We start from the raw sequence: 22110 nt of genomic DNA on the forward strand, positions 1-22110 counted from the left end.
GACCTCTCCGGCATCAGCCAAAAAGGCAGTTTCGGCGAAAAGATCAGCAAGGTGCTGCAGGAGCGCGGCATCACCCTTCCCCCCTCGCAGGCCTGCCCCACCACGCTGTGGGACGTGTTTGGTGAACTCGGCCACCCGGTGCGCGCCACGGTCAGCGACATGGGCCCGCTGTTGCTTGCGCGCATGCTCAACCTCAACGACACCCAGGCCGGCGTGCTCAACCTGGTGTTCAAGATCGCCGATGACAACGGCCTGCTGCTGCTGGACATGAAAGACCTGCGGGCCATGCTGCAGCACATCGGCGACAACGCCAAGCAGTTCACCACCGAGTACGGCAACATCAGCGCCGCCAGCATCGGCGCGATCCAGCGCGGGCTGATGCAGGTGGAGCAGCAAGGCGGTGACCAGTTCTTTGGCGAGCCCATGCTCGACATTGCTGATTTCATGCAGACGGTGGACGGCAAGGGCGTGATCAACATCCTGGCGGCCGACAAACTGATGAACGCGCCGCGCCTGTACGCCACCTTTTTGCTGTGGATGCTCTCCGAGCTGTTCGAGACCCTGCCCGAAATCGGCGACCCCGAGAAGCCCAAGCTGGTGTTCTTCTTCGACGAGGCACACCTGCTGTTCAACGAAGCCCCCAAGGTGCTGATCGAGCGCATCGAACTCGTGGTGCGCCTGGTGCGATCCAAGGGCGTTGGGGTGTATTTCGTGACGCAGAACCCGCTGGACATTCCTGACAGCGTGCTGGGCCAGTTGGGCAACCGCGTGCAGCACGCGCTGCGCGCCTTCACGCCGCGCGACCAGAAAGCGGTGAAAGCCACCGCGCAGACCATGCGTCCCAAGGCCGGGCTGGATATCGAGGCCGCCATCACCGAACTGGCGGTGGGCGAAGCCCTGGTGAGTCTGCTCGACGCCAAGGGCCGGCCCTGTGAGACCGAGCGGGTGTTCGTGGTGCCACCGGGCAGCCAGCTGGGACCCATCACCGATGCCCAGCGCCAGCAACTGCGCCAAGGTTCTCTGGTGGCGGGTGTCTATGAGAAGGTGCTCGACCGGGAAAGCGCCTACGAGATGTTCGCCAAACACGCGGGCAAACGTGGCGTGGAGGCCGAACCCGAGGCCCCCAAGGGCACGCCGAAGACACCCCGCATTCCCGGCGCTGCAAAACAGGAAGCCGAAGCTGGCGGCGGTGGGTTCGGAGGCATGGTCAACGAAGCCCTGTTTGGCCGCACCGGCCCGCGCGGCGGCCAATACGACGGCCTGGTTCAGACCATGGCGAAGACCGCAGCGCGCACGGTGGCCAGTGGCGTGGGCAGACAGATCCTGCGCGGCGTGCTCGGCGGCCTGTTGGGTGGCAAGCGCTGAACGTACACACCATGAAAATTGCCTTCTATATCGTCCTGGCCGCCATCGTGCTGGCCTTGGTGGCCGCGCAGTTCGGCTTGCTCAGTGGCCAGCGGCCAAGTGACCTCGGCGTGAAAGACGGCCGCCTCAAGCCGCCCTCGGTGACCCGCAACAGCGTGAGCAGCCAGGCCGCTCAGCTGCCAGACCACCCGCAGCGCGCCTATGCGTCCATTGATCCGCTGCCCTTCAAGGCGGGCGATGCGGGGGCCTCGCTCAAGGCGCTGGAGACGGTGCTGGGCGCCATGACGGGGGTGACCATCGTCGAGCAGCGTGCCGACTACCTGTACGCCCAAGCACAAACGCGCTGGCTCAAGTTTGTGGACGACGTGGAGTTCTGGGCCAACCCGGCAAGCGGCGTGATCGAGCTGCGCAGCGCCAGCCGGCTGGGGCGCGAAGACTTTGGCGTGAACCGCCAGCGCATCGAGAAGATTCGGGCGGCCTATCTCGCTGCGCCCTGAGAGAAACGCAGCGTCCAATGCAAAAGGCCCGGTACGACCGGGCCTTTTGCATGCAAGAGCCGAAGCTCAGCCCGCTGTGGCTTCCTCGGGCTTGGCTTTGCCTTCCTTCTTGGGCAGCGGCTGGATGTCCAGATCGACTTCCTGCACTTCCTTGCCGGCGTCGTCGGTCTTGGTGACGATGTCGACCGTGAGGCGACCGCCTTCGGTCAGGCGACCAAACAGCAACTCGTCGGCCAGGGCTCGGCGGATCGTGTCCTGAATCAAGCGCTGCATCGGGCGCGCACCCATCAACGGGTCGAAGCCCTTCTTCGCCAGGTGCTTGCGCAGCGCGTCGGTGAACGTGACTTCGACCTTTTTCTCGCCGAGCTGCGTCTCCAGCTGCAGCAGGAACTTGTCCACCACCCGCATGATGACGTTTTCGTCCAGCGCCTTGAAGCTCACGGTGGCGTCCAGGCGGTTGCGGAACTCGGGCGTGAACAGGCGTTTGATATCGGCCATCTCGTCGCCCGCCTCGCGCGGGTTGGTGAAGCCGATGGTCGCCTTGTTCATGGTCTCTGCGCCCGCGTTCGTCGTCATGATGATGATGACGTTGCGGAAGTCGGCCTTGCGCCCGTTGTTGTCGGTCAGCGTGCCGTGGTCCATCACCTGCAGCAGGACGTTGAAGATGTCCGGGTGCGCCTTCTCGATCTCGTCGAGCAGCAGCACGCAATGCGGCTTCTTGGTCACGGCTTCGGTGAGCAGGCCACCCTGGTCAAAGCCCACGTAGCCCGGAGGCGCACCGATCAGGCGGCTCACGGCGTGGCGCTCCATGTACTCCGACATGTCGAAGCGGATCAGGTCGATGCCCATGATGTACGCCAGCTGCTTGGCGGCTTCGGTCTTGCCCACGCCGGTGGGACCGCTGAACAGGAAGGCACCGATCGGCTTGTCGCTCTTGCCCAGACCGGAGCGCGCCATCTTGACGGATGACGCGAGGATTTCCAGCGCCTTGTCCTGGCCGAACACCACACTCTTGAGGTCGCGCTCCAGCGTCTGCAGCTTGCTGCGGTCGTCGTTGGACACGTTGGCCGGGGGGATGCGCGCGATCTTCGCCACAATTTCCTCGACCTCGGTTTTGCTGATGGTTTTCTTGCGCTTGGACACCGGCAGGATGCGCTGGGCGGCTCCCGCCTCGTCGATCACGTCGATCGCCTTGTCGGGCAGGTGGCGGTCGTTGATGTACTTGGCGCTGAGCTCGGCCGCGGCCTGCAGGGCGGCCATGGCGTACTTCACGCCGTGGTGCTCTTCGAAGCGCGACTTCAGGCCTTTGAGGATGTCCACCGTTTCCTGCACGGTCGGCTCGACCACGTCCACTTTCTGGAAGCGGCGTGACAGCGCTGCGTCTTTCTCGAAGATGCCACGGTATTCGGTGAAGGTGGTCGCGCCGATGCACTTGAGCTGGCCGCTGGAGAGCGCCGGCTTGAGCAGGTTGGACGCGTCCAGCGTGCCACCCGACGCTGCGCCCGCACCGATGAGGGTATGAATCTCGTCAATGAACAGGATGGCGTTGGGGCGGTCCTTGAGCGATTTGAGAACGCCTTTCAGGCGCTGCTCGAAATCACCGCGGTACTTGGTGCCGGCCAGGAGGGCGCCCATGTCGAGCGAAAACACGCTCGAATCGGCCAGGATCTCGGGCACTTCGCCCTGCGTGATGCGCCACGCCAGGCCTTCGGCGATCGCGGTCTTGCCCACACCGGCTTCGCCCACCAGCAGCGGGTTGTTCTTGCGGCGGCGGCACAGGATCTGGATCACGCGCTCGACCTCGTACTCGCGCCCGATGAGCGGATCGATCTTGCCGTCCTTGGCCATCTGGTTGAGGTTCTGGGTGAACTGCTCCAGCGGCGATGCCTTTTCGTTGCTCTTGGCTTCACCGGCCTCTTCGTTCTCGGCCGCGCTCTCACCCGGTTTGGCGGCTTCGGGCGGGTCGCTCTTGCGGATGCCGTGGGCGATGAAGTTCACCACGTCCAGACGGGTCACACCTTGCTGGTGGAGGTAGTACACGGCGTGCGAGTCCTTTTCGCCGAAGATGGCAACCAGCACGTTGGCGCCGGTGACTTCCTTCTTGCCGTTGCCGGTGGACTGCACATGCATGATGGCGCGCTGGATCACACGCTGGAAGCCCAGCGTGGGCTGCGTGTCCACCTCGTCGGTGCCGGCAACTTGCGGCGTGTTGTCCTTGATGAAGTTGGTCAAGGACTTGCGGAGGTCGTCGATGTTGGCCGAGCAGGCGCGCAACACCTCGGCGGCGCTGGGGTTGTCCAGCAGCGCGAGCAACAGGTGCTCGACCGTGATGAATTCGTGCCGCTGCTGCCGGGCCTCGACAAAGGCCATGTGCAAGCTGACTTCAAGTTCCTGGGCAATCATGGGGCACTTCCTTTGGGCTTGGGGTATCTGGGTAGCAAACGTCTGAAAAATGAACAAAACCGATTCGTTGAGTCAGATGAGGCGGTTCAGGCCTTATTCAACTGGCTCGCTCATGCATTGCAAAGGATGGCCTGCGGCACGCGCCGCCTGGAGCACCTGGTCGACCTTGGTGCTGGCCACGTCGCGTGAGTAAACGCCACAAATGCCTTTTCCCTCCAGGTGGATCTTGAGCATGATCTGGGTGGCTGTTTCGCGGTCCTTGCTGAAGAACTCCTGGATGACGTGCACCACGAACTCCATGGGCGTGAAATCGTCGTTGAGCAGGACCACCTGGAACATCTGGGGTGGCTGGGTGCGCTGGGCACGCCGTTCGAGCACCACCGACTCGTCGTTGCTGACGCCGGGAGGCGCCGTCGGGTTTTCGGGTTTTTTGGGATTCTGGGTGGCCATGAAAACCATTCTAGCGGCGCGTATCCGCCCACATCACCATGCGGGATTAGCAACGGACACGGGGTTAAAACCAAACCCTCGCCCCCTGACGGGGTCGACATGTGGGGCATGGTTTTTTCCATGCCTCATTGTGAGGGGAAAGCCGAAAACAAAACCGCAAAGCAAGCGGATTTTGGGGGTGTAGTTCGCAATATCAGGCGACGGATGGATTCGGGGAGAACGCAACCGGCGCCCTGGCTTCACATGTTGTCGATCATGACCTGCCCGAACCCCGAACAGCTGACCTGGGTGGCCCCTTCCATGAGGCGCGCGAAGTCGTAGGTGACCTTCTTGCTCAAGATGGATTTTTCGAGCGAGCTGATGATCAGGTCAGCGGCCTCCTTCCAGCCCATGTGGCGCAGCATCATTTCAGCGGATAGGATTTCGGAGCCGGGGTTCACATAGTCCTTGCCCGCGTACTTGGGCGCAGTGCCGTGTGTGGCCTCGAAACAGGCCACGGTGTCTGACAGATTGGCACCGGGCGCAATGCCGATGCCGCCGACCTGCGCCGCCAGCGCGTCGGAGATGTAGTCGCCATTCAGGTTGAGCGTGGCGACCACCGAGTACTCGGCCGGGCGCAGCAGGATCTGCTGCAGGAAAGCATCGGCGATGCTGTCCTTGACGATGATGTCCCGCCCGGACTTCGGGTTCTTGAACTTGCACCACGGGCCGTCGTCGATCAGCTCGGCGCCGAACTCTTTGCGGGCCAGGGCGTACGCCCAGTCGCGGAAGCCCCCTTCGGTGTACTTCATGATGTTGCCCTTGTGCACGATGGTCACGTTGGGCTTGTCGTTGTCGATCGCGTACTGGATCGCCTTGCGCACCAGGCGCTCGGTGCCTTCGATAGACACCGGCTTGATGCCGATGCCCGAGGTGTTCGGGAAGCGGATCTTGGTCACGCCCATCTCTTCCATCAGGAACTTGATGAGCTTTTTCGCCTTCACGGACTCGGCTTCGTACTCGATGCCGGCGTAGATGTCTTCCGAGTTCTCGCGGAAGATCACCATGTTGGTCTTCTCGGGCTCTTTGAGCGGGGAAGGCACGCCCTTGAAATACTGCACCGGGCGCAGGCAGACGTAAAGGTCGAGCTCCTGGCGCAGCGCCACGTTGAGCGAACGGATACCCCCGCCCACGGGGGTTGTCAGTGGCCCCTTGATGGACACCACGTATTCGCGCAGCGCCGCCAGGGTTTCTTCGGGCAGCCAGACGTCGGGACCGTAGATGCGGGTCGACTTTTCACCCGCGTAGACCTCCATCCAATGGATCTTTCGCTGGCCGCCGTAGGCCTTGGCCACGGCCGCATCGACCACCTTGAGCATCACAGGCGTGATGTCCAGCCCGGTGCCGTCGCCCTCGATGTAAGGCACGATGGGTTGGTCCGGCACGTTGAGCGACGTGTCAGCGTTTACGGTGATTTTCTGGCCCTCTGCGGGCACCTGGATGTGTTGGTACATGGACGAAATTCTCGCACGGCCCACCCTGTACCGGTAGATGGCAGAGAATGGCGGCACGATTTGAACCACCCGGTCACCCGCATGAAAAAATTGTCCATCAGCCTGCTCTGTATGTGGGTCTTTGCGACCAGCACAGTTTGGGCTCAGGAATCGCCCCAGCTCCAGCTGCCCAGAGTCACCTTGTCAGCCGGCATGCACCTGATCAACGCCCAGGTGGCGTCCACACCGCAGGAGCGCGCCATTGGTCTCATGTTCCGCAAGGAGATGCCGGTCAACGAAGGCATGCTGTTTGCCTTTGAACAGGCCTCGGAGCAGTGCTTCTGGATGAAGAACACACTGCTCCCGCTGACGGCGGCCTTCGTGGCCGATGACGGCTCCATCGTCAACCTCGCCGACATGCAACCTCAGAGCCTGGAGTCGCACTGCTCCACCCGGCCGGTGCGCTTTGTGCTGGAGATGAACAAGGGTTGGTTCGACAAGCGCGGTCTGAAGGCCGGCTCAAAGCTGAGCGGCCCACCGTTCACACGGTAGGCCGCCTCCCGGTCTCAAACCGCCCGCGCTTCAGGCCTGGACCGAAGCCAGCGCAGCGTTGAAGGTCTTGCTCGGCCGCATGATGGCTTCGAGTTTGTCGAAGTCGGGCTTGTAGTAGCCACCAATGTCCACCGGCTTGCCTTGCACGGCAGCCAATTCGGCGACGATGGTTTTCTCGTTGTCGGAAAGCTGCTTCGCCAGCGGGGCGAACTTCGCGGCCAGCGCCGGCTCTTCACTTTGTGCGGCGAGTTCCTGCGCCCAGTACAGCGCCAGATAGAACTGGCTGCCGCGGTTGTCGAGCTGACCGGTCTTGGGCGAAGGGTTCTTGTTGTTGTCCAGCAGCTTGCCCGTGGCCGCATCGAGCGTTTTGGCCAGCACCTTGGCCTGCAGGTTGCCGGTTTTCAGACCCAGGTCTTCCATGGACACGGCCAGAGCCAGGAATTCACCCAGTGAATCCCAGCGCAGGTGGTTTTCTTCGACCAATTGCTGCACGTGCTTGGGTGCCGAGCCGCCGGCTCCCGTTTCGTACATGCCGCCACCGGCCATCAGCGGCACGATGGACAACATCTTGGCGCTGGTGCCCAGCTCCATGATGGGGAACAGATCGGTGAGGTAGTCGCGCAGGATGTTGCCGGTGGCGCTGATGGTGTCCAGACCGCGGGCCACGCGCTCCAGGGTGTAGCGCATGGCGCGCACCTGGCTCATGATCTGGATGTCCAGACCCGCCGTGTTGTGCTCGTGCAGGTACATCTTGACCTTGGTGATCATCTGCGCTTCGTGCGGACGGTACTGGTCGAGCCAGAACACCACCGGCATGCCCGAGTTGCGCGCGCGGCGCACGGCCAGCTTGACCCAGTCGCGGATGGCGGCGTCCTTGACCTGGCACATGCGCCAGATGTCGCCCTGCTCCACGTTCTGGCTCAGCAGCACTTCGCCGGTGGCGATGTCGGTGATGTTGGCGGTGCCGTCTTCGGTGATCTCGAAGGTCTTGTCGTGCGAGCCGTACTCCTCGGCCTGCTGCGCCATCAGGCCCACGTTGGGCACGGTGCCCATGGTCTTGGGATCGAAGGCGCCGTGCCATTTGCAGAAGTTGATGATCTCCTGGTAGATGCGGGCGAAGGTCGACTCGGGCATCACGGCCTTCACGTCCTTCAGGCGGCCATCGGCACCCCACATCTTGCCGCTGTTTCGGATCATGGCCGGCATGGAGGCGTCCACGATCACGTCGTTGGGTGAGTGGAAGTTGGTGATGCCCTTGGCCGAATCCACCATCGCGAGTTCGGGCCGGCCTTCGTGGCAGGCGTGCAGGTCGCGCTTGATTTCGTCCTGCTTGCTCTGGGGCAGCGTGGCGATCTTGTTGTACAGGTCGACCATGCCGTTGTTGACGTTCACACCCAGCTCGTCAAACAGCTTGCCGTGTTTCTCGAACGCTTCCTTGTAGAAGATCTTCACGCAGTGGCCGAACACGATGGGGTGCGACACCTTCATCATGGTGGCCTTCACGTGCAGCGAGAACATCACGCCCGTCTTGTGGGCGTCTTCGATTTCTTTCTCGTAAAACTCCAGCAAGGCCTTCTTGCTCATGAACATGGAGTCGATGATTTCGCGGTCCAGCAGCGGCACCTTGTCCTTGAGAACAATGGTTTTTCCGCTCGTGGTGATCAGCTCCATCTTCACGTCGCGCGCCTTGTCCAGCGTCATGGACTTCTCGCCATGGTAGAAGTCGCCCGCGTGCATGTGCGAGACGTGCGAACGCGAGGCCTGGCTCCACTCGCCCATGCTGTGCGGGTTCTTGCGGGCGTATTCCTTCACCGCCCGGGGTGCACGGCGGTCCGAGTTGCCTTCGCGCAGGACCGGATTGACCGCGCTGCCGGTGCACTTGGAATAGCGCGCGCGCAGGGCCTTCTCTTCATCGGTCTTCGGGTTTTCCGGGTAGTCCGGGATGGCATACCCTTTGGCCTGCAACTCCTTGATGCAGGCCACCAACTGCGAGACCGACGCGCTGATGTTGGGCAGTTTGATGATGTTGGCTTCGGGCTTGAGCGTGAGCTTGCCGAGTTCGGCCAGGTGGTCGGCAACGCGCTGCTCTTCGGTCAGGCACTCGGGAAAGGCCGCCAGCACGCGGGCAGCCACCGAAATGTCGCTGGTGGCCACGTTGATGCCGGCCGGCGCTGCGAACGTGCGGATGATGGGCAGGAACGCACTGGTCGCCAGCAGTGGGGCTTCGTCCGTCAGGGTGTAAATGATGGTGGGTTGCTGGCTGCTCATCGCGTATCTCCAAAATTGTTGGGCTGAGGTCTTCAAAGCTTGCGGCACAGTGTCTCCGGCCGGCTGGATCGAACCGTAGGTGATTTTGCTTTCCAGAGCCTGAATCAAACACCATTTTTTGAACCTCTATCTCATCATGCAAAAAGTGCGACGAAATATCTGATTTCTTTTCCAGGTCGCCGACAACAAAAAGGGCTCGAAGCCTGCGCTTCGAGCCCTGTCACCGGATCGTCTTCGCTCAGGCGAAGTTGGATTCTGCGAACGACCAGTTCACCAGCTTGTCGAGGAAGGTTTCCACGAACTTGGGGCGGGCGTTGCGGTAGTCGATGTAGTAGGCGTGCTCCCACACGTCCACGGTCAGCAGGGCCTTGTCACCGGTGGTCAGCGGGGTGCCTGCAGCGCCCATGTTCACGATGTCGACCGAGCCGTCGGCCTTCTTCACCAGCCAGGTCCAGCCCGAGCCGAAGTTGCCCACGGCCGACTTCACAAAGGCTTCCTTGAAGGCGGCGTAGCTGCCCCACTTGGCGGTGATGGCTGCAGCCAGCGGGCCGGATGGCTCGCCGCCGCCATTGGGCTTCATGCAGTTCCAGAAAAAGGTGTGATTCCAGATCTGCGCGGAGTTGTTGTAGACGCCGCCGCTGGACTTCTTGACGATGGACTCAAGGTCCATGCCTTCGAATTCCGTGCCTTTTTGCAGGTTGTTGAGGTTGACCACGTACGCGTTGTGGTGCTTGCCGTGGTGAAACTCCAGCGTTTCACGGCTGTAGTGGGGGGCCAAGGCGTCCAGGGCGTAGGGCAATGCGGGAAGGGTGTGTTCCATGGGGTTCCTCGTGAGTGTTGTCGAAAGTCTTGCCGGCTGGGTGGTCTCACCCGCGGACAGGCGGCCATTGTAGGCACGGGTCTTTGCAGCGACGGTGTCAGGGTCTATGGATGCCGGGCTCCACCCGAATGTCCAGGTGCCCATCGGCCAGCGTGGCCGTGAGCGCCTGCCCGGCCTGCGCCTGAGCCGCACGCGTCACCGCGACGCCCTGGGCGTCGGTGAGAAACGCGTAACCGCGCTCCAGCACCAACTGGGGGTCGAGCAAGCCCAGCGACAGTTCGCAGCGCTGCAGCCGCCGTTGCTCCGCGTCTACGGCACGGCGCAAGGCCAGCGGCAGCTGCGTCTTCAGCACGTTCAAACGGTTGCGCCGCTGCTGGGTGGTGAGCATCCAGCCACTCTGCAAGCGGTGCTGCAGGCGCCCGAGTTGCTGCAGGCTGTCGTGCAGGCGCGCCGAGGGACGTCCCATGCGCTGGGCCAGCCGGTCGAGCCGCTGACCTCGCTGGTCAATGTTGGACCAGGCGCCCGTCTCCAGCCGCTCTTGCAAGTAATCCAGCTCTCCGACCCGCTGCTCACGCGCAGGCGCACACAGCTCGGCCGCGGCGGTGGGCGTGGGCGCCCGCAGGTCGGCCACAAAGTCGGCCAGGGTGAAGTCGGTTTCATGGCCCACACCGCAGATCACGGGCATCGGAGCGCGCGCGATCAGGCGAACCAGTTCGGGGTCGTTGAACGACCACAGGTCTTCCAGCGAGCCCCCGCCGCGAACCAGCAGCAAGACCTCGCTTTCACCAGTCTCGATGTGTCGCCGGAAGGCGCTCTGCAAGGCGGCACAGAGCTCGGCGGGTGCTTGCGCGCCTTGGACCGAGGCGGGATAAATCACCACCGGCAAGTGCGGCACGCGCCGCCGCAAAGCGGTGACCACGTCGCGCAGGGCTGCTGCACCCAGCGAGGTGACCACGCCGATGCTGCGGGGCTGGGGTGGCAGGGTCCGTTTGCGCGCCACTTCAAACAAGCCCTCGGCTTCCAGTTGGGCCTTGAGGCGCAGGAACTGCTCGAACAGCGCGCCCTGCCCGGCAGGTTGCAACGCGTCCACGATGAGTTGCAGCTCGCCGCGAGCGCCGTACACGTCCAGCTTGCCGCGGGCTTCCACGAGTTGTCCATCGCGCGGGCTGAAGGTGAGTTGGTCCGCCGAGCGACGAAACAACGCGCAGCGCACCTGGCCGGTTTCGTCTTTCAGCGCGAAGTAACAATGGCCACTGGCCGCGCGCGAAAAGCCCGAAATCTCGCCCCGCACCGCCACCGGATTGAACCGTGCAGCGAGGGTGTCCGCCACTGCTCGCATCAGCGGCCCAACCGCCCACACACGCCCCGCCGCCGGGGCCTGCGCTGTGGAAAAGGCGTCAACCACGGGCCTCTCCCGCACAAAAGTGTCCACAGACCGCGTGGATGCTGGTGGTCTGACGCATTTGGCCTGTCCGGGCAAGCCCGGGCGAATAGCGCATTGATTCGAAAGCGTTTTGCACTGCCTGTTTGCTGATCGTTCTGACAAAAACCAGGCCCGGCGCGGGCCCGCACCACGTGCTCGTCGGGTTCTTCACAAAGTTATCCACAGAATCTGTGCATGACGTCGGGATGTCGTGCGGGGGATGGGGTGGGGGGTTGGGAACGCAGCACCAGGTGCGCAACACCCCTGAGACATAATCGGTCCACCGACTAGCGCCGCACAACCCGACGGCTCACGCCTGGAGTTCAGACTTGCTTTCCATCATACAAGCCGCCGGATGGCCGATCTGGCCCCTGATCATCTGCTCCGTTCTCGGATTGGCCCTGGTCATCGAACGGTTCGTCAGCCTCAAAACCGCCAAGATCATTCCGCCGAAATTGTTGGATGAGGCCATCATGGTGTCGCGCAACGGCGTACCGGGCCCGGACGTGGTGACGCAGCTCGAACAGAACTCCGTGCTCGGGGCCGTGCTGGCCAGCGGCTTTCGCACCTTCAACAGCAACCCGCGCGCCAGCGAAGACGACCTGCGCGCCAGCCTGGAAGGCGCCGGACGCCAGGCAGCAGCACAGTTGCAGCGCTACCTCGGTGCGCTGGCCACCATCGCATCGGCCGCACCGCTGCTGGGCCTGCTGGGCACCGTCATCGGGATGATCGAGATCTTTGGCTCGCAGGGCGCCACCGGCGCAGGCGGCGTACCCGGCATGGGCGACCCGGCGCAGCTGGCCCGTGGCATCTCGATTGCCCTCTACAACACCGCCTTCGGCTTGATCGTGGCCATTCCCGCGTTGATCTTCTGGCGCTACTTCCGTGGACGGGTGGACGACTACCTGCTGGCCCTGGAACTCGCCGCCGAACGTTTTGCCCGTCACCTGCTGAACCTGCGCAAGCACTGAAGCCATGAACTTCCGTCCCGGCACGCGCGACGAGCCCGAGATCAACCTGATCCCGTTCATCGACATCCTGCTGGTGGTGCTCATCTTCCTGATGCTCACGACCACCTACAGCAAGTTCACCGAGCTCAACGTCAACCTGCCGGTGGCCGACGCCCAAGCGCCCAAGACCAACAAGCGTGAAGTGGTGGTGGCGGTCGGCAGCGACGGACGCTACTCGGTGAACAAACAGGTGCTGGAGGGCACGAGCGTCGAGCTGCTTACCGGCGCGCTGTCCGGCGCCTCCGAGGGCAACGCCGAGACAGTGATCATCATCAGCGCCGACGCCACCGCCACGCACCAGTCGGTCATCAACGTGATGGACGCCGCGCGACGAGCCGGTCTCGTGCAAATCACATTCGCAACACAGCAGACCGGTGGCGCCGCGGCCCGTGGCAAGCCCTGAAGGGCTGCACATCAACCCCCAATGACTCAGGCCCGCTGGCAGGCCCTGTGGCTGCTCCATTCGCAGCGGCGCGGCTGGTTGGCCAGGCTGCTGTGGCCTGTCTCGCTGATCTACGGCGCACTCATCGCGGTGCGCCGCGTTCTGTACCAACTGGGACTGAAGCAGAGCCGACACGTCAGCGTGCCGGTGGTCGTGATCGGCAATGTGGTGGTCGGTGGAGCGGGCAAGACGCCCACGGTGCTCAGTGTGGTGAACCACCTGCGTGCCCGTGGCTGGAGGCCCGGCGTGGTGTCCCGCGGCCATGGCCGGAAAAGCCGGCAGGTGGTGCACGTGGGGCCGGACACCGAACGCTCGGACAGCGGTGATGAGCCGGCCCTGATTCACCTTCGCACCCAGGTTCCCGTCTGCGTGTCGGCCAACCGCTTGGCCGCAGCGCGCGCGCTGTTGGCCGCACACCCCGAGGTGGACATCATCGTTTGCGATGACGGCCTGCAGCACCTGGCCCTGCACAGAGACCTGCAGATCATCGTGTTCGATGACCGGGGCACGGGCAACGGCTGGCTGCTGCCAGCCGGGCTGCTTCGTGAACCGTGGCCGCCCAACGCCCGCACGCGTTCGACAGACCTGGTGCTGCACCAGCGCAGGGAGGACGCGCCCGGCTCTGCTCTGGCTCGTTCGCCCGGCACGCAGGTGTTCGGTGCGGTGAGGCGCCTGGCCGATCACGCGGTGGGTCCCACAGGTGAGCAACTGCCCCTGGATCAACTGCGCGGGCAACGCCTGACGGCAGTGGCCGGTACCGCCAGGCCCGGCGTCTTCTTCGACATGCTGCGTGCCCGCGGGATCGAGCCCACTGTGGAGGTGGGCTTGCCCGACCACGCGGCCTTGTCCGACTATGCCGCCCTGATGCAAGACAGCTCAACCACCCTGCTCTGCACCGAAAAGGACGCGGTCAAGCTGTTTCCCACACTCATCGACAGCCCGGTGGGGCGGCATCCTCAGGTCTGGGCCATACCGCTCGAAATGACGCCGGATCCCGCCTTCTTCACCACGCTGGACGAGCGCCTGAAACCCTTGAAACGCCGCACCTGAACCTGCATAGCGGCAGGCCGCGCGACTATCATTCCCGCATGGACACCAAACTGCTCGAACTGCTGGTCTGCCCCGTCACCAAAGGGCCCCTGATCTTCAACCGCGACAGCCAGGAACTGCTGTCGCGCAGTGCACGCCTGGCGTATCCGGTGCGCGACGGCATCCCGATCCTGCTGGAGCACGAAGCCCGCCCGTTGACCGATGAAGAAGCCACGCGGCCCAACGCGCCCACCCCGCAACCATGAGCCTGCACGAGGCCCCTGGGCGCTTCACGGTCCTGATTCCCGCACGCCTCGCGTCCACCCGACTGCCCGACAAACCCTTGGCCGACATCGCTGGCGTGCCCATGGTGGTGCGTGTGGCGCAGCAGGCGCTGCGCAGCGCTGCCCACCGCTGCGTGGTGGCGGCCGACGATGTGCGCATCGTGCAGGCCTGTGAGGCCCACGGCGTGAACGCCATCCTGACCCGCACCGATCACCTCAGCGGCAGCGACCGCCTGGCCGAAGCCTGCACGCTGCTTGGTCTCGCCGACGACGAGGTGGTGGTCAATGTGCAGGGCGACGAGCCTCTGATCGACCCCGGGCTCATCAACTCCGTGGCGCAAGAGCTCCACGCGCGGCCCGACTGCGTCATGAGCACGGCGGCGCATGCCATCGACGAGCTGGCCGACTTTCTCAACCCCAACGTGGTCAAGGTGGTGCTGGACCGGCGGCGCACCGCCTTGTACTTCAGCCGAGCGCCCATCCCCTGGTGGCGAGACGGCATGGCCAGCGGTGCGCTGTCCGCGCTGCCGTCGCCCAGCCCCCTGCGCCATGTGGGCGTGTACGGCTACCGCGCCGGTTTTTTGCGGCGCTTCCCCGATCTCGAACCGGCACCACTGGAAGCCACGGAATCGCTGGAACAGCTGAGGGTGCTGTGGCATGGCGAGTGCATTGCCGTGCACCTGAGCGCGGTCGCACCCGGTGCCGGTGTCGACACGCCGCAGGACCTTGAGCGGGTCCGCCGGGTGCTGTCTCAGGGCTGAATCCATACCCTGCCGGGCAGGCCTGTTGGGGCTGTGCTTTGTAAGCGGAGCGCGAGGATGTGCATGCTATCCTCGATCGGTCGCCCCGGCCCCACGCCCAGGGGCAGCCGCACGAGACAGGCGGCCAGGCCATTGAAACATCAAAGAAGGAAAGCGATGAGACTGATTTTGTTGGGCGCGCCGGGAGCCGGCAAAGGAACGCAGGCAACGTTCATTTGCCAGAAATACGGCATCCCCCAGATTTCCACCGGCGACATGCTGCGTGCCGCCGTCAAGGCCGGAACGCCGCTGGGCCTGCAGGCCAAGGCGGTGATGGAGTCCGGTGCGCTCGTCAGCGACGACCTGATCATCAACCTGGTGAAGGAACGCATTGCGCAAGCCGACTGCAGCGGCGGCTTCCTGTTCGACGGCTTCCCGCGCACCATTCCTCAGGCCGACGCGATGAAATCAGCCGGCGTCAAGCTCGACTACGTGCTGGAGATCGATGTGCCTTTCGACGCCATCATCGAGCGCATGAGCGGTCGCCGTTCGCACCCCGCTTCAGGCCGCACGTACCACGTGAAGTTCAATCCGCCGAAGGTGGAGGGCAAGGACGACGTGACCGGCGAGCCGCTGATCCAGCGCGACGACGACAAGGAAGAAACCGTGAAGAAGCGGCTGGAGGTCTACAGCGCGCAGACCCGCCCGCTGGTGGACTACTACAGCAGCTGGGCCCGCACCGACGCTGCGGCTGCGCCCCAGTACCGGGCCATCAGCGGCATGGGCTCGGTCGAAGACATCACCGCGCGGGCCTTCGAAGCGCTGTCGAAGTGAGCTGACAGCGCCCAATAAAAAAACCGGCTCTGAGCCGGTTTTTTGTTGGCCACAGCGCATCAAGCCGGGCTGGAGCGCAAGCCATAAACCTTGCCACCGAAAAAGACATACTCGGCGCGCACGATGGGCTCCCCCGCTTCGTCCTTGAACGTGAACCCCACCAGCGAAAGCGCCTCCCCGTTCTTGATCTCGGGCATCTGCCACTGCCCCAGGCGGAACAAGGGCGCCAACTCAACCTCCCAACGCCGATCGCGGCGGGTGGGCACCACCGCTTTGGCGAGCAACGCAGGTCCGTCCACACCAGCGGTCTGGGCTGGCAGCGTGCGTTGGGCCAGATCAGCGGGCACACGCATGTTCTCGGGCAGCTCCAGCACGAGCTCAACGTGCGGATTGCGCCACCTCACATTGGCCGCCTTGCCCTCCAGATAGATCGGCCGGCCCTGGTCAAAACTGCTCCAGCCGTGGTGAGCCATCGCACCCGTGGCGACGCCACCCCAACCAAGCGCGGCGGCCACCTGAACAAATTCACGTCTTTGCATGCGGTTCTCCTTCAAACATAGGCAATCCAGCGCCCACAGGTGATCACGAGAATCCAGATCATTGTGGACAAGAGCATGCTCACACGGGCGGTGGTGTCATGGAGCTGCAGCGAACGGCGCGCATGAAACCAGCCGGCATTGCAGCCCGCCAGCATGATCAGCGCCATCTTGACTGTGAACACGCGGTTGGCCAGCAGTTCCCCGGGTTGGGTGCCGAACATCAACAAACCCGTCACCACGGCCAGCCCAAACCCCAACCCCACCAATCCCAGGCTCAGCCGGGCCAGCGGTTCGATTGGCAGGGCCGAAGCCCAGCCGAACACGCGCAACTCCAGCAAGACCAGGTTGCCCAGGATCAAGGCCACACCGATCACGTGAACCACCTCCAGCATGGGATAGGCCCAAGGGTGGGCGCCCAAAGCCACCAGCACGTCAGACCTCCAGCAATCGCAAAGCCAGGGCCAGACGCGCCTTCACGGGCGAGAGGCCGGCTGAGTCGGGCAAGGGTTGACCGGCATGTGGCACGACCCGGCCCTGCGCACAGCGGCTGGCCACCACCACCTCCACGCCGCTGGACTGCGCATGTTTCAAGGCCGCCAGCAGATCGTCGTGCACGGTGCCGTTGCCAGTGCCAGCCACCACGATGCCGCGCAGCCGACCCGCGCCATTGGTGTGGCCGAGCAAGGCGCGCACCACCTCACCATCGGCAAGGGCATGGCTGAAGATCAACTCCACGCGCGGCATCACGGCAGCGCCCAGCAGCCGTTGCAGCGATGCAGTGTCGTGTGTGCCTTCGGGCACTGCCTGAGGCCAGGGCCTGAACATGCGCAGTTGCGCCTCCTCCACACAGCCCAGCGCGCCGGCATCACCCGAGTCAAACGGGTCTGTTCTGTAGGGGTGCACTTTGGCCACATCGATCGCACCATGGATGCGCCCGGCGCACACCACCACCACGCCACGGGCCTGCGGATGCAGGGCCACGGCGACCGCATCGCTCAGGTTCTGCGGCCCGTCGGGCACCAGTGCTGTGGCTGGACGCATTGCACAGGTCAGCACCACCGGCTTGGAAGGTTTGAGCAATGTCTGCAGCAAGAAGGCGGTTTCCTCGATCGTGTCGGTGCCGTGGGTGATCACGATGCCGGCCACGTCGGAGCGCTCCAGGTGCACGGCCACCCGCCCGGCCAGCGTCTGCCACACGCCCAGCACCATGTCCTTGCTGTTGATCTGCGCCACCTGCTCCACGTCCAGCGGACAAGCCGCCAGAGCCGGGACCATGGCCACCAGCTCACTCACCGCCACCTGTCCGGCCACGTAGCCCACGTTGTCGCTCACCTGAGTGGCACGTCCGGCAATCGTGCCGCCCGTGCCCAAAACCACGAGGCGGCGTGCCTGGTTTGCATTCACCACTTGCCAAGTCCTTTGAACTGGTTAAAAATACAGCCACTGGATAAGAAAACAGTGACGCACCGATCGGATACCCCGCCCGGTGAGGCATCCACCCCGATGAGGTTCACATGCTAGACATGCCCGCCACCACGCCGAAGCTCACCGCCCGGCAACAGCAGATCCTGGAACTCATCCAGACCGCCATTGCCCGCACCGGTTCCCCGCCCACGCGGGCCGAAATTGCCAGCGAACTCGGGTTCAAGTCCGCCAACGCGGCCGAAGAACATTTGCAGGCGCTGGCACGCAAAGGCGTCATCGAACTGGTCAGCGGCACATCGCGCGGCATCCGCCTGCGCAGCGAAGACCTCCGCTCCATCAACGATTCGCGCGGGCGCCAGCTTACACTCCCGCTCCCCAGTCTGGCCCAGCTCATGCTGCCCCTGATTGGCCGTGTGGCCGCCGGTTCACCCATCCTGGCGCAAGAGCATGTGGACCAGACGTACCACGTCGAGCGCAGTCTGTTCCAGCGCGAGCCCGACTACCTGCTCAAGGTGCGCGGCATGTCCATGCGCGACGTCGGCATCATCGACGGCGATCTGCTCGCCGTGAAGTCGGCCAAGGAAGCCAAGAACGGCCAGATCGTGGTGGCCCGCCTGGGTGATGACGTCACGGTGAAGCGATTCATGCGCCGCCAAAACGTGATCGAGCTGCACGCCGAGAACCCGGACTACAAAACCATCGTGGTCGAGCCTGGCGAACCGTTCGAAATCGAAGGCCTCGCGGTGGGCCTCATCCGCAACAGTTTCCAACTCTGACCCCTCGGGTCGCGTTGCCTCAGCAGGTGGCGGGCGTTTGGTCCGACGGGCATCCAGCGCGTCTTTGGACACATCCCTGCGTTGGCGACTTCCTTGCAATCCTGCCTGTGTTCAACCCCTCGTCTGGAGTTTCGCATGGGAAAAATCTTCAATACCAACACGTGGCGCGCCCCTCTGCAGTTGATCGACTGCTGGCTGCCCTTGCCGTCCGAACGCCATGCGCGTCCGGCTGCTTCGTTCTTGGCAGCCAAAGCCATGCAGCGATTTGCACGAGCTGGTTGGCTCAACCGGGAAGCGGCCAACGGCCCCGCACTGCCGTTGCGTCAACAGGCAGCAGACCATCCAGGGCCACCACCTGCCTGCCGCGTGCGCGTACTGCGTCAGGCTGATACCCATCGGGCCCAGAGCCGCGACATCCGCCTGGTCATCTCCGGCCCGATTGGCGACGTGTGCGCGGAACTCGATCGCCTCGCAGCGCTGGAGCAGGCGTCCGTGGCACGCGCAGCCTGAAGGTGCCAGGGTGCGCGGCCGCCCCCCTGCCGCGAGGGCACAATAGGCGCATGAATATTGTGATTCTTGACGACTATCAGGACGCGGTTCGCAAGCTGAAGTGCGCAGAGAAACTTGAGCCGTATCCCGCCAAGGTGTTCACGAACACGGTCAAGGGTGTGGGTCAATTGTCGGTGCGCCTCAGAGATGCCGATGTGCTGGTGTTGATCCGCGAACGCACCCAGATTTCGCGCCAGCTCATCGAAAAGCTGCCCCGCTTGAAGCTGATCGCCCAGACCGGACGCGCAGGCAGTCACCTGGATGTCGCGGCCTGCACCGAGCGCGGCATTGCGGTGGCTGAGGGTGTTGGCTCGCCAGTATCCACGGCCGAATTGACCTGGGCCTTGATCATGGCGTCGATGCGGCGAATTCCGCAGTACGTTTCAAACCTCAAACACGGTGCCTGGCAACAGGCCGGCCTCAAGTCGTCGGCCATGCCGATCAATTTTGGTGTGGGCATGGTGCTGCGTGGCAAGACCCTGGGCCTGTGGGGCTACGGCCGCATCGGGCAACTCGTCGCGGGCTACGGCCGTGCTTTTGGCATGCATGTGGTGGTTTGGGGCAGCGAAGCTTCGCGCACCCAGGCGGTGGCCGATGGCTTTGAGGCAGCGCAAAGCCGCGAAACTTTCTTCGCTTCTGCCGATGTGCTGTCGCTGCACTTGCGGCTGAGCGAAACAAGCGCCTCCTGCGTCACCCTGGAAGACCTCGGCCGCATGAAGCCCACGTCGTTGCTGGTGAACACCTCGCGCGCTGAACTCATCGAGCCCGAGGCCTTGCTCGCCGCGCTGAACCGCGGTCGTCCCGGCATGGCCGCGGTCGATGTTTTTGAGTCCGAACCGATACTTCAAGGGCATGCGCTGCTGCGGCTGGAGAACTGCATTTGCACACCTCACATCGGCTATGTGGAGCAGGACAGCTACGAGCAGTATTTCGCCTCGGCGTTCGACAACGTGGTCAATTTCATCAAGGGAACACCGACCAACATCGTGAACCCCGGCGCGCTTCAAGTCCGCCGGTAGAGGCCGACAGCTTCGCAAAAGAAACGCCGCATCAGCGGCGTTTCTTTTGATTCGGGTTTCGGTCTTGCGGGGTCAGCGCTGGCCGTCGGGCTTTCCGTCGTCCACCGGATCCGGCGGCGGATCGAAGTCGATCACCTCGAAGTCGATGAGATTGTCGTCACCAGGGCGAATGTCGAAATCTGCGGGCTGCGTGGGCTTGGCGGACGCCTCCACCGCCACACCCACCTCGGGCAACGACGCTTCAAAGCGGGCCATTTCCGAGAGATCATCCAGGTTGATGTCCAGGCCGAGCCGGGAAGACGCAGGCGGTATGTGGCCCAGGCCCATGGGCTGGGTGTGCTGGTGATCCGAGGCGGCGGGTGTTGGCCTGCTCACAACCGGGGCGACCTTGCCGGCGGCTTTCAAAGGCTGCATGGACGTGTGCTGAAAATCCCCGGCGGCTCGCGGTGGGCTGCTGTCGCGCTGGATGAGGTCCTTGGCGATTGCATGCAACATGAGCAGCTCGCGGTACGCTTCCAGATCGAACACCTCGGTGTTGCTGTCGGTCGAGTCGCGGAAGATCGATTGTTCGATCAGGTCGAGCACCCGCGGCTGCGGCCAGAGCGCCTGGATGCGGCTGAACGCCGTCTCATACGACTCCAACCCCTGGCCCCGCTGCGAGTAGCTGTCAAACGGCGGCGCCCCGGCGTTGAACACGTGGTTGAACTCGTCCCGCAGGCTCTCGTAGTCCTGGCGGCGCCCGAGGCGGTGGTAAATGTGGAACAGGTCAAGGTAGGTCAGCGCGCTGGGTTCGTGGCTTTCCGTGAGGTGGTCCTTGAGCACCTGAATGGCCTGCTCGTCCTCCCCCAGCGACACGAAAAAGTCGGCCTGCTGCTGCACGTCGAACAATTCCTCGGTGGCCACGGAGCGAGACACGCCGATGGCGCTGGTGGAAAACTCGCGCCGGTCTCGGTTGGAGAGCGCACCCTCCGCCATGGGCGTTGCCGGCATGGGCTGGGTCACCGAAGATTTGCCAGAGCGATCGTTGAGTTCGCCGAACGAGGAGTCCTGGTCCAGATCAAAGTCCAGATCAACGTCCACGCCTTCGCCACTCGGCGTCAAGGGGGTCAAGTCTGACGCTTGGCCGGGCGCCTGATCTGCGGAACCAAGTGGCACCAGAAGTGTCTTTTCTTCGTCCTCCGGCGCCCACCAGGCCCGGGAGGCTTCGGAGCCCTGCACCACCACATCTTGACGCCGCCGCCACACGAGGATCACGGCCAGCAAGGCCAGCAGCAGGCAGGCGCCCAACAGGTACACCAACCAGTTCTGGAACCGCTGCGCCTGAGATTGCGCCAGCTGGGTGTTGAGATCGCCCAAGGCGGCCTGCGAACGGGTCTGTTCCTCCCGCAGCTTGACCACCTCGGACTCCAGCGCTGCGAGCTTCTGCGCATCGCGCAGGATGTCTTCGGGGCTGGCATTGATGCTTTTCCAGAGCTGCGCCGCTGCGGCGCGCGTCTCCTCGGAACTCGTTGGCTCGCTCAGCAGCAGCGGTGAGAGTTTGAGCGTTGGGTCACGCTCGATGCCGGTGCTCAGGTCGATCGGGTCCAGCTGCAGACGGGGGACAGCGGGAGCCGCAGGCGGCTTGGGCGGCGCGCGGCGCACCACCGAGGGCGGCCTGGACGCAGATGCGTCTGCGCGTGCAGGCGTTGAAAGCCTGGGCTGTGAAGCACCAGAGGCCGGTGCGGTTGCACCGCCAGCAGATGCCGGCGAAACGGGCGCACTGGAAGCGCCAGGAGCCTCAGCCACACGAGGCAGAGCCGTGGGTTCCGTTGACGCCGCGCTTGGGGGCGCCGGGTTCGCTGCGAGCGGCGCAGGAGCAGCAAGGGGTTCATTGACCAGATCGGCCAGCAACACGAAGCGGCGCGTGAACTGGGTGCCGCAACCGGCTTTGACGTACAGGGTGACGAAGGGTTCGTTGACCGGCAAGCTGGACTGCACCCGCACCGACGACTCAACGTCGGGCGCAGTACGTTGGGGCGAGGTACGAACCAGATTGGGTGACACCTGCGTGTCGCCGTAAAACACATCGGTCTGGATGCACAGGTTGCTCAGGTCTTCACCGGGAGCGAGCAACACCTGAACGCGAACGTCCAGCGGGCGACCGATCATGGCCGCACCGCTGTGCCGACCCAAGGTGGCGGCATAACTGCTCAAGGCAGTTGATAGCAAAATAC

22 protein-coding genes are annotated in these 22110 nt (G+C 63.9%); 12 read left to right on the forward strand and 10 right to left on the reverse strand.

Features of this window, described 5'->3' with window-relative positions; all coding sequences use genetic code 11:
• Together Q0C59_RS08460 and Q0C59_RS08465 are read left to right on the forward strand one after the other, a co-directional pair.
• Positions 1 to 1365 (forward strand): helicase HerA-like domain-containing protein (locus tag Q0C59_RS08460; RefSeq protein ID WP_291214068.1); only part of this gene is annotated, 1365 nt, incomplete at its 5' end.
• 11 nt (positions 1366 to 1376) lie between these two features.
• Positions 1377 to 1862: a DUF1499 domain-containing protein gene (locus Q0C59_RS08465; RefSeq protein WP_291214069.1), complete on the forward strand. Its 486-nt coding sequence runs from the start codon at positions 1377 to 1379 to the stop codon at positions 1860 to 1862.
• Between the two features lie 66 nt (positions 1863 to 1928).
• Here Q0C59_RS08465 and clpA read toward each other — a convergent pair whose 3' ends face one another.
• The 3 genes from clpA to icd form a co-directional block, all read right to left on the reverse strand.
• Complete coding sequence (gene clpA, locus Q0C59_RS08470) at positions 1929 to 4265, reverse strand: ATP-dependent Clp protease ATP-binding subunit ClpA (RefSeq protein ID WP_291214071.1); 2337 nt, start codon at positions 4263 to 4265, stop codon at positions 1929 to 1931.
• Positions 4266 to 4358: 93 nt separating this feature from the next.
• Positions 4359 to 4724, reverse strand: a complete 366-nt coding sequence (clpS, locus tag Q0C59_RS08475; RefSeq protein ID WP_291214073.1) for an ATP-dependent Clp protease adapter ClpS — start codon at positions 4722 to 4724, stop codon at positions 4359 to 4361.
• A gap of 230 nt (positions 4725 to 4954) precedes the next feature.
• Complete coding sequence (gene icd, locus Q0C59_RS08480; RefSeq protein ID WP_291214075.1) at positions 4955 to 6208, reverse strand: NADP-dependent isocitrate dehydrogenase; 1254 nt, start codon at positions 6206 to 6208, stop codon at positions 4955 to 4957.
• 81 nt (positions 6209 to 6289) lie between these two features.
• Between icd and Q0C59_RS08485 the strand changes: the two genes are divergently transcribed.
• Positions 6290 to 6739, forward strand: a complete 450-nt coding sequence (locus tag Q0C59_RS08485) for a DUF192 domain-containing protein (RefSeq protein ID WP_291214077.1) — start codon at positions 6290 to 6292, stop codon at positions 6737 to 6739.
• Between the two features lie 30 nt (positions 6740 to 6769).
• On the opposite strand, the gene Q0C59_RS08490 is transcribed toward Q0C59_RS08485, so the two are convergent.
• From Q0C59_RS08490 to xseA, 3 genes are all read right to left on the reverse strand, one after another.
• Positions 6770 to 9007, reverse strand: a complete 2238-nt coding sequence (locus tag Q0C59_RS08490; RefSeq protein WP_291214079.1) for an NADP-dependent isocitrate dehydrogenase — start codon at positions 9005 to 9007, stop codon at positions 6770 to 6772.
• Between the two features lie 238 nt (positions 9008 to 9245).
• Positions 9246 to 9827: a superoxide dismutase gene (locus Q0C59_RS08495; protein WP_291214081.1), complete on the reverse strand. Its 582-nt coding sequence runs from the start codon at positions 9825 to 9827 to the stop codon at positions 9246 to 9248.
• Positions 9828 to 9924: 97 nt separating this feature from the next.
• The gene (gene xseA / locus Q0C59_RS08500) at positions 9925 to 11232 is read right to left on the reverse strand and encodes an exodeoxyribonuclease VII large subunit (protein ID WP_370654192.1); all 1308 of its coding nucleotides are present in this window, start codon (positions 11230 to 11232) and stop codon (positions 9925 to 9927) included.
• 347 nt (positions 11233 to 11579) lie between these two features.
• Here xseA and Q0C59_RS08505 point away from each other — a divergent pair, with 347 nt between their 5' ends.
• From Q0C59_RS08505 to adk, 6 genes are all read left to right on the forward strand, one after another.
• Positions 11580 to 12221, forward strand: coding sequence for a MotA/TolQ/ExbB proton channel family protein (locus tag Q0C59_RS08505; protein WP_291214083.1), 642 nt, complete (start codon positions 11580 to 11582; stop codon positions 12219 to 12221).
• A 4-nt stretch (positions 12222 to 12225) separates the two neighbouring features.
• Positions 12226 to 12663: a biopolymer transporter ExbD gene (locus Q0C59_RS08510; protein WP_291214085.1), complete on the forward strand. Its 438-nt coding sequence runs from the start codon at positions 12226 to 12228 to the stop codon at positions 12661 to 12663.
• A 21-nt stretch (positions 12664 to 12684) separates the two neighbouring features.
• On the forward strand, positions 12685 to 13752 hold the full coding sequence (gene lpxK / locus Q0C59_RS08515; RefSeq protein WP_291214087.1) for a tetraacyldisaccharide 4'-kinase: 1068 nt from the start codon (positions 12685 to 12687) through the stop codon (positions 13750 to 13752).
• Between the two features lie 38 nt (positions 13753 to 13790).
• The gene (locus tag Q0C59_RS08520; RefSeq protein ID WP_291214089.1) at positions 13791 to 13997 is read left to right on the forward strand and encodes a Trm112 family protein; all 207 of its coding nucleotides are present in this window, start codon (positions 13791 to 13793) and stop codon (positions 13995 to 13997) included.
• A complete protein-coding gene (kdsB, locus tag Q0C59_RS08525; protein WP_291214091.1) occupies positions 13994 to 14776 on the forward strand; it encodes a 3-deoxy-manno-octulosonate cytidylyltransferase in 783 nt (260 codons plus the stop codon). Before Q0C59_RS08520 ends, kdsB begins: the two co-directional genes overlap by 4 nt.
• A gap of 156 nt (positions 14777 to 14932) precedes the next feature.
• Entirely contained in the window at positions 14933 to 15589 is a 657-nt protein-coding gene (gene adk, locus Q0C59_RS08530) for an adenylate kinase (protein WP_291214093.1), read from the forward strand.
• Positions 15590 to 15648: 59 nt separating this feature from the next.
• On the opposite strand, the gene Q0C59_RS08535 is transcribed toward adk, so the two are convergent.
• From Q0C59_RS08535 to Q0C59_RS08545, 3 genes are read right to left on the reverse strand one after another with little or no spacing between them, the layout of a single operon-like run.
• Positions 15649 to 16128, reverse strand: a complete 480-nt coding sequence (locus tag Q0C59_RS08535) for a DUF6152 family protein (protein ID WP_291214095.1) — start codon at positions 16126 to 16128, stop codon at positions 15649 to 15651.
• Positions 16129 to 16139: 11 nt separating this feature from the next.
• Positions 16140 to 16559: a hypothetical protein gene (locus Q0C59_RS08540; RefSeq protein WP_291214097.1), complete on the reverse strand. Its 420-nt coding sequence runs from the start codon at positions 16557 to 16559 to the stop codon at positions 16140 to 16142.
• 1 nt (position 16560) lies between these two features.
• Positions 16561 to 17532, reverse strand: a complete 972-nt coding sequence (locus Q0C59_RS08545; RefSeq protein WP_366518817.1) for an asparaginase — start codon at positions 17530 to 17532, stop codon at positions 16561 to 16563.
• 119 nt (positions 17533 to 17651) lie between these two features.
• Here Q0C59_RS08545 and lexA point away from each other — a divergent pair, with 119 nt between their 5' ends.
• From lexA to Q0C59_RS08560, 3 genes are all read left to right on the forward strand, one after another.
• The gene (lexA, locus tag Q0C59_RS08550) at positions 17652 to 18329 is read left to right on the forward strand and encodes a transcriptional repressor LexA (protein WP_156775604.1); all 678 of its coding nucleotides are present in this window, start codon (positions 17652 to 17654) and stop codon (positions 18327 to 18329) included.
• Between the two features lie 135 nt (positions 18330 to 18464).
• On the forward strand, positions 18465 to 18839 hold the full coding sequence (locus tag Q0C59_RS08555; protein WP_291214102.1) for a hypothetical protein: 375 nt from the start codon (positions 18465 to 18467) through the stop codon (positions 18837 to 18839).
• Positions 18840 to 18889: 50 nt separating this feature from the next.
• A complete protein-coding gene (locus Q0C59_RS08560) occupies positions 18890 to 19897 on the forward strand; it encodes a D-2-hydroxyacid dehydrogenase family protein (protein WP_291214104.1) in 1008 nt (335 codons plus the stop codon).
• A 72-nt stretch (positions 19898 to 19969) separates the two neighbouring features.
• On the opposite strand, the gene Q0C59_RS08565 is transcribed toward Q0C59_RS08560, so the two are convergent.
• Positions 19970 to 22090, reverse strand: coding sequence for a FimV family protein (locus tag Q0C59_RS08565; RefSeq protein ID WP_291214106.1), 2121 nt, complete (start codon positions 22088 to 22090; stop codon positions 19970 to 19972).
• Positions 22091 to 22110 lie beyond the last annotated feature (20 nt).

The organism is Hydrogenophaga sp., assembly GCF_022844385.1.
Taxonomy (GTDB): Bacteria; Pseudomonadota; Gammaproteobacteria; order Burkholderiales; family Burkholderiaceae_C; genus Hydrogenophaga.

Excerpts from the sequence above, each read along its gene's own strand:
- adk (WP_291214093.1), top strand. The coding sequence starts at position 14,933 with ATGAGACTGATTTTGTTGGGCGCGCCGGGAGCCGGCAAAGGAACGCAG.
- icd (WP_291214075.1), bottom strand. The coding sequence starts at position 6,208 with ATGTACCAACACATCCAGGTGCCCGCAGAGGGCCAGAAAATCACCGTA.
- Q0C59_RS08510 (WP_291214085.1), top strand. The coding sequence starts at position 12,226 with ATGAACTTCCGTCCCGGCACGCGCGACGAGCCCGAGATCAACCTGATC.
- Q0C59_RS08495 (WP_291214081.1), bottom strand. The coding sequence starts at position 9,827 with ATGGAACACACCCTTCCCGCATTGCCCTACGCCCTGGACGCCTTGGCC.
- lpxK (WP_291214087.1), top strand. The coding sequence starts at position 12,685 with ATGACTCAGGCCCGCTGGCAGGCCCTGTGGCTGCTCCATTCGCAGCGG.
- lexA (WP_156775604.1), top strand. The coding sequence starts at position 17,652 with ATGCCCGCCACCACGCCGAAGCTCACCGCCCGGCAACAGCAGATCCTG.
- Q0C59_RS08465 (WP_291214069.1), top strand. The coding sequence starts at position 1,377 with ATGAAAATTGCCTTCTATATCGTCCTGGCCGCCATCGTGCTGGCCTTG.
- Q0C59_RS08490 (WP_291214079.1), bottom strand. The coding sequence starts at position 9,007 with ATGAGCAGCCAGCAACCCACCATCATTTACACCCTGACGGACGAAGCC.
- Q0C59_RS08535 (WP_291214095.1), bottom strand. The coding sequence starts at position 16,128 with ATGCAAAGACGTGAATTTGTTCAGGTGGCCGCCGCGCTTGGTTGGGGT.
- Q0C59_RS08520 (WP_291214089.1), top strand. The coding sequence starts at position 13,791 with ATGGACACCAAACTGCTCGAACTGCTGGTCTGCCCCGTCACCAAAGGG.
- Q0C59_RS08485 (WP_291214077.1), top strand. The coding sequence starts at position 6,290 with ATGAAAAAATTGTCCATCAGCCTGCTCTGTATGTGGGTCTTTGCGACC.
- clpA (WP_291214071.1), bottom strand. The coding sequence starts at position 4,265 with ATGATTGCCCAGGAACTTGAAGTCAGCTTGCACATGGCCTTTGTCGAG.
- kdsB (WP_291214091.1), top strand. The coding sequence starts at position 13,994 with ATGAGCCTGCACGAGGCCCCTGGGCGCTTCACGGTCCTGATTCCCGCA.
- Q0C59_RS08555 (WP_291214102.1), top strand. The coding sequence starts at position 18,465 with ATGGGAAAAATCTTCAATACCAACACGTGGCGCGCCCCTCTGCAGTTG.
- clpS (WP_291214073.1), bottom strand. The coding sequence starts at position 4,724 with ATGGTTTTCATGGCCACCCAGAATCCCAAAAAACCCGAAAACCCGACG.
- Q0C59_RS08560 (WP_291214104.1), top strand. The coding sequence starts at position 18,890 with ATGAATATTGTGATTCTTGACGACTATCAGGACGCGGTTCGCAAGCTG.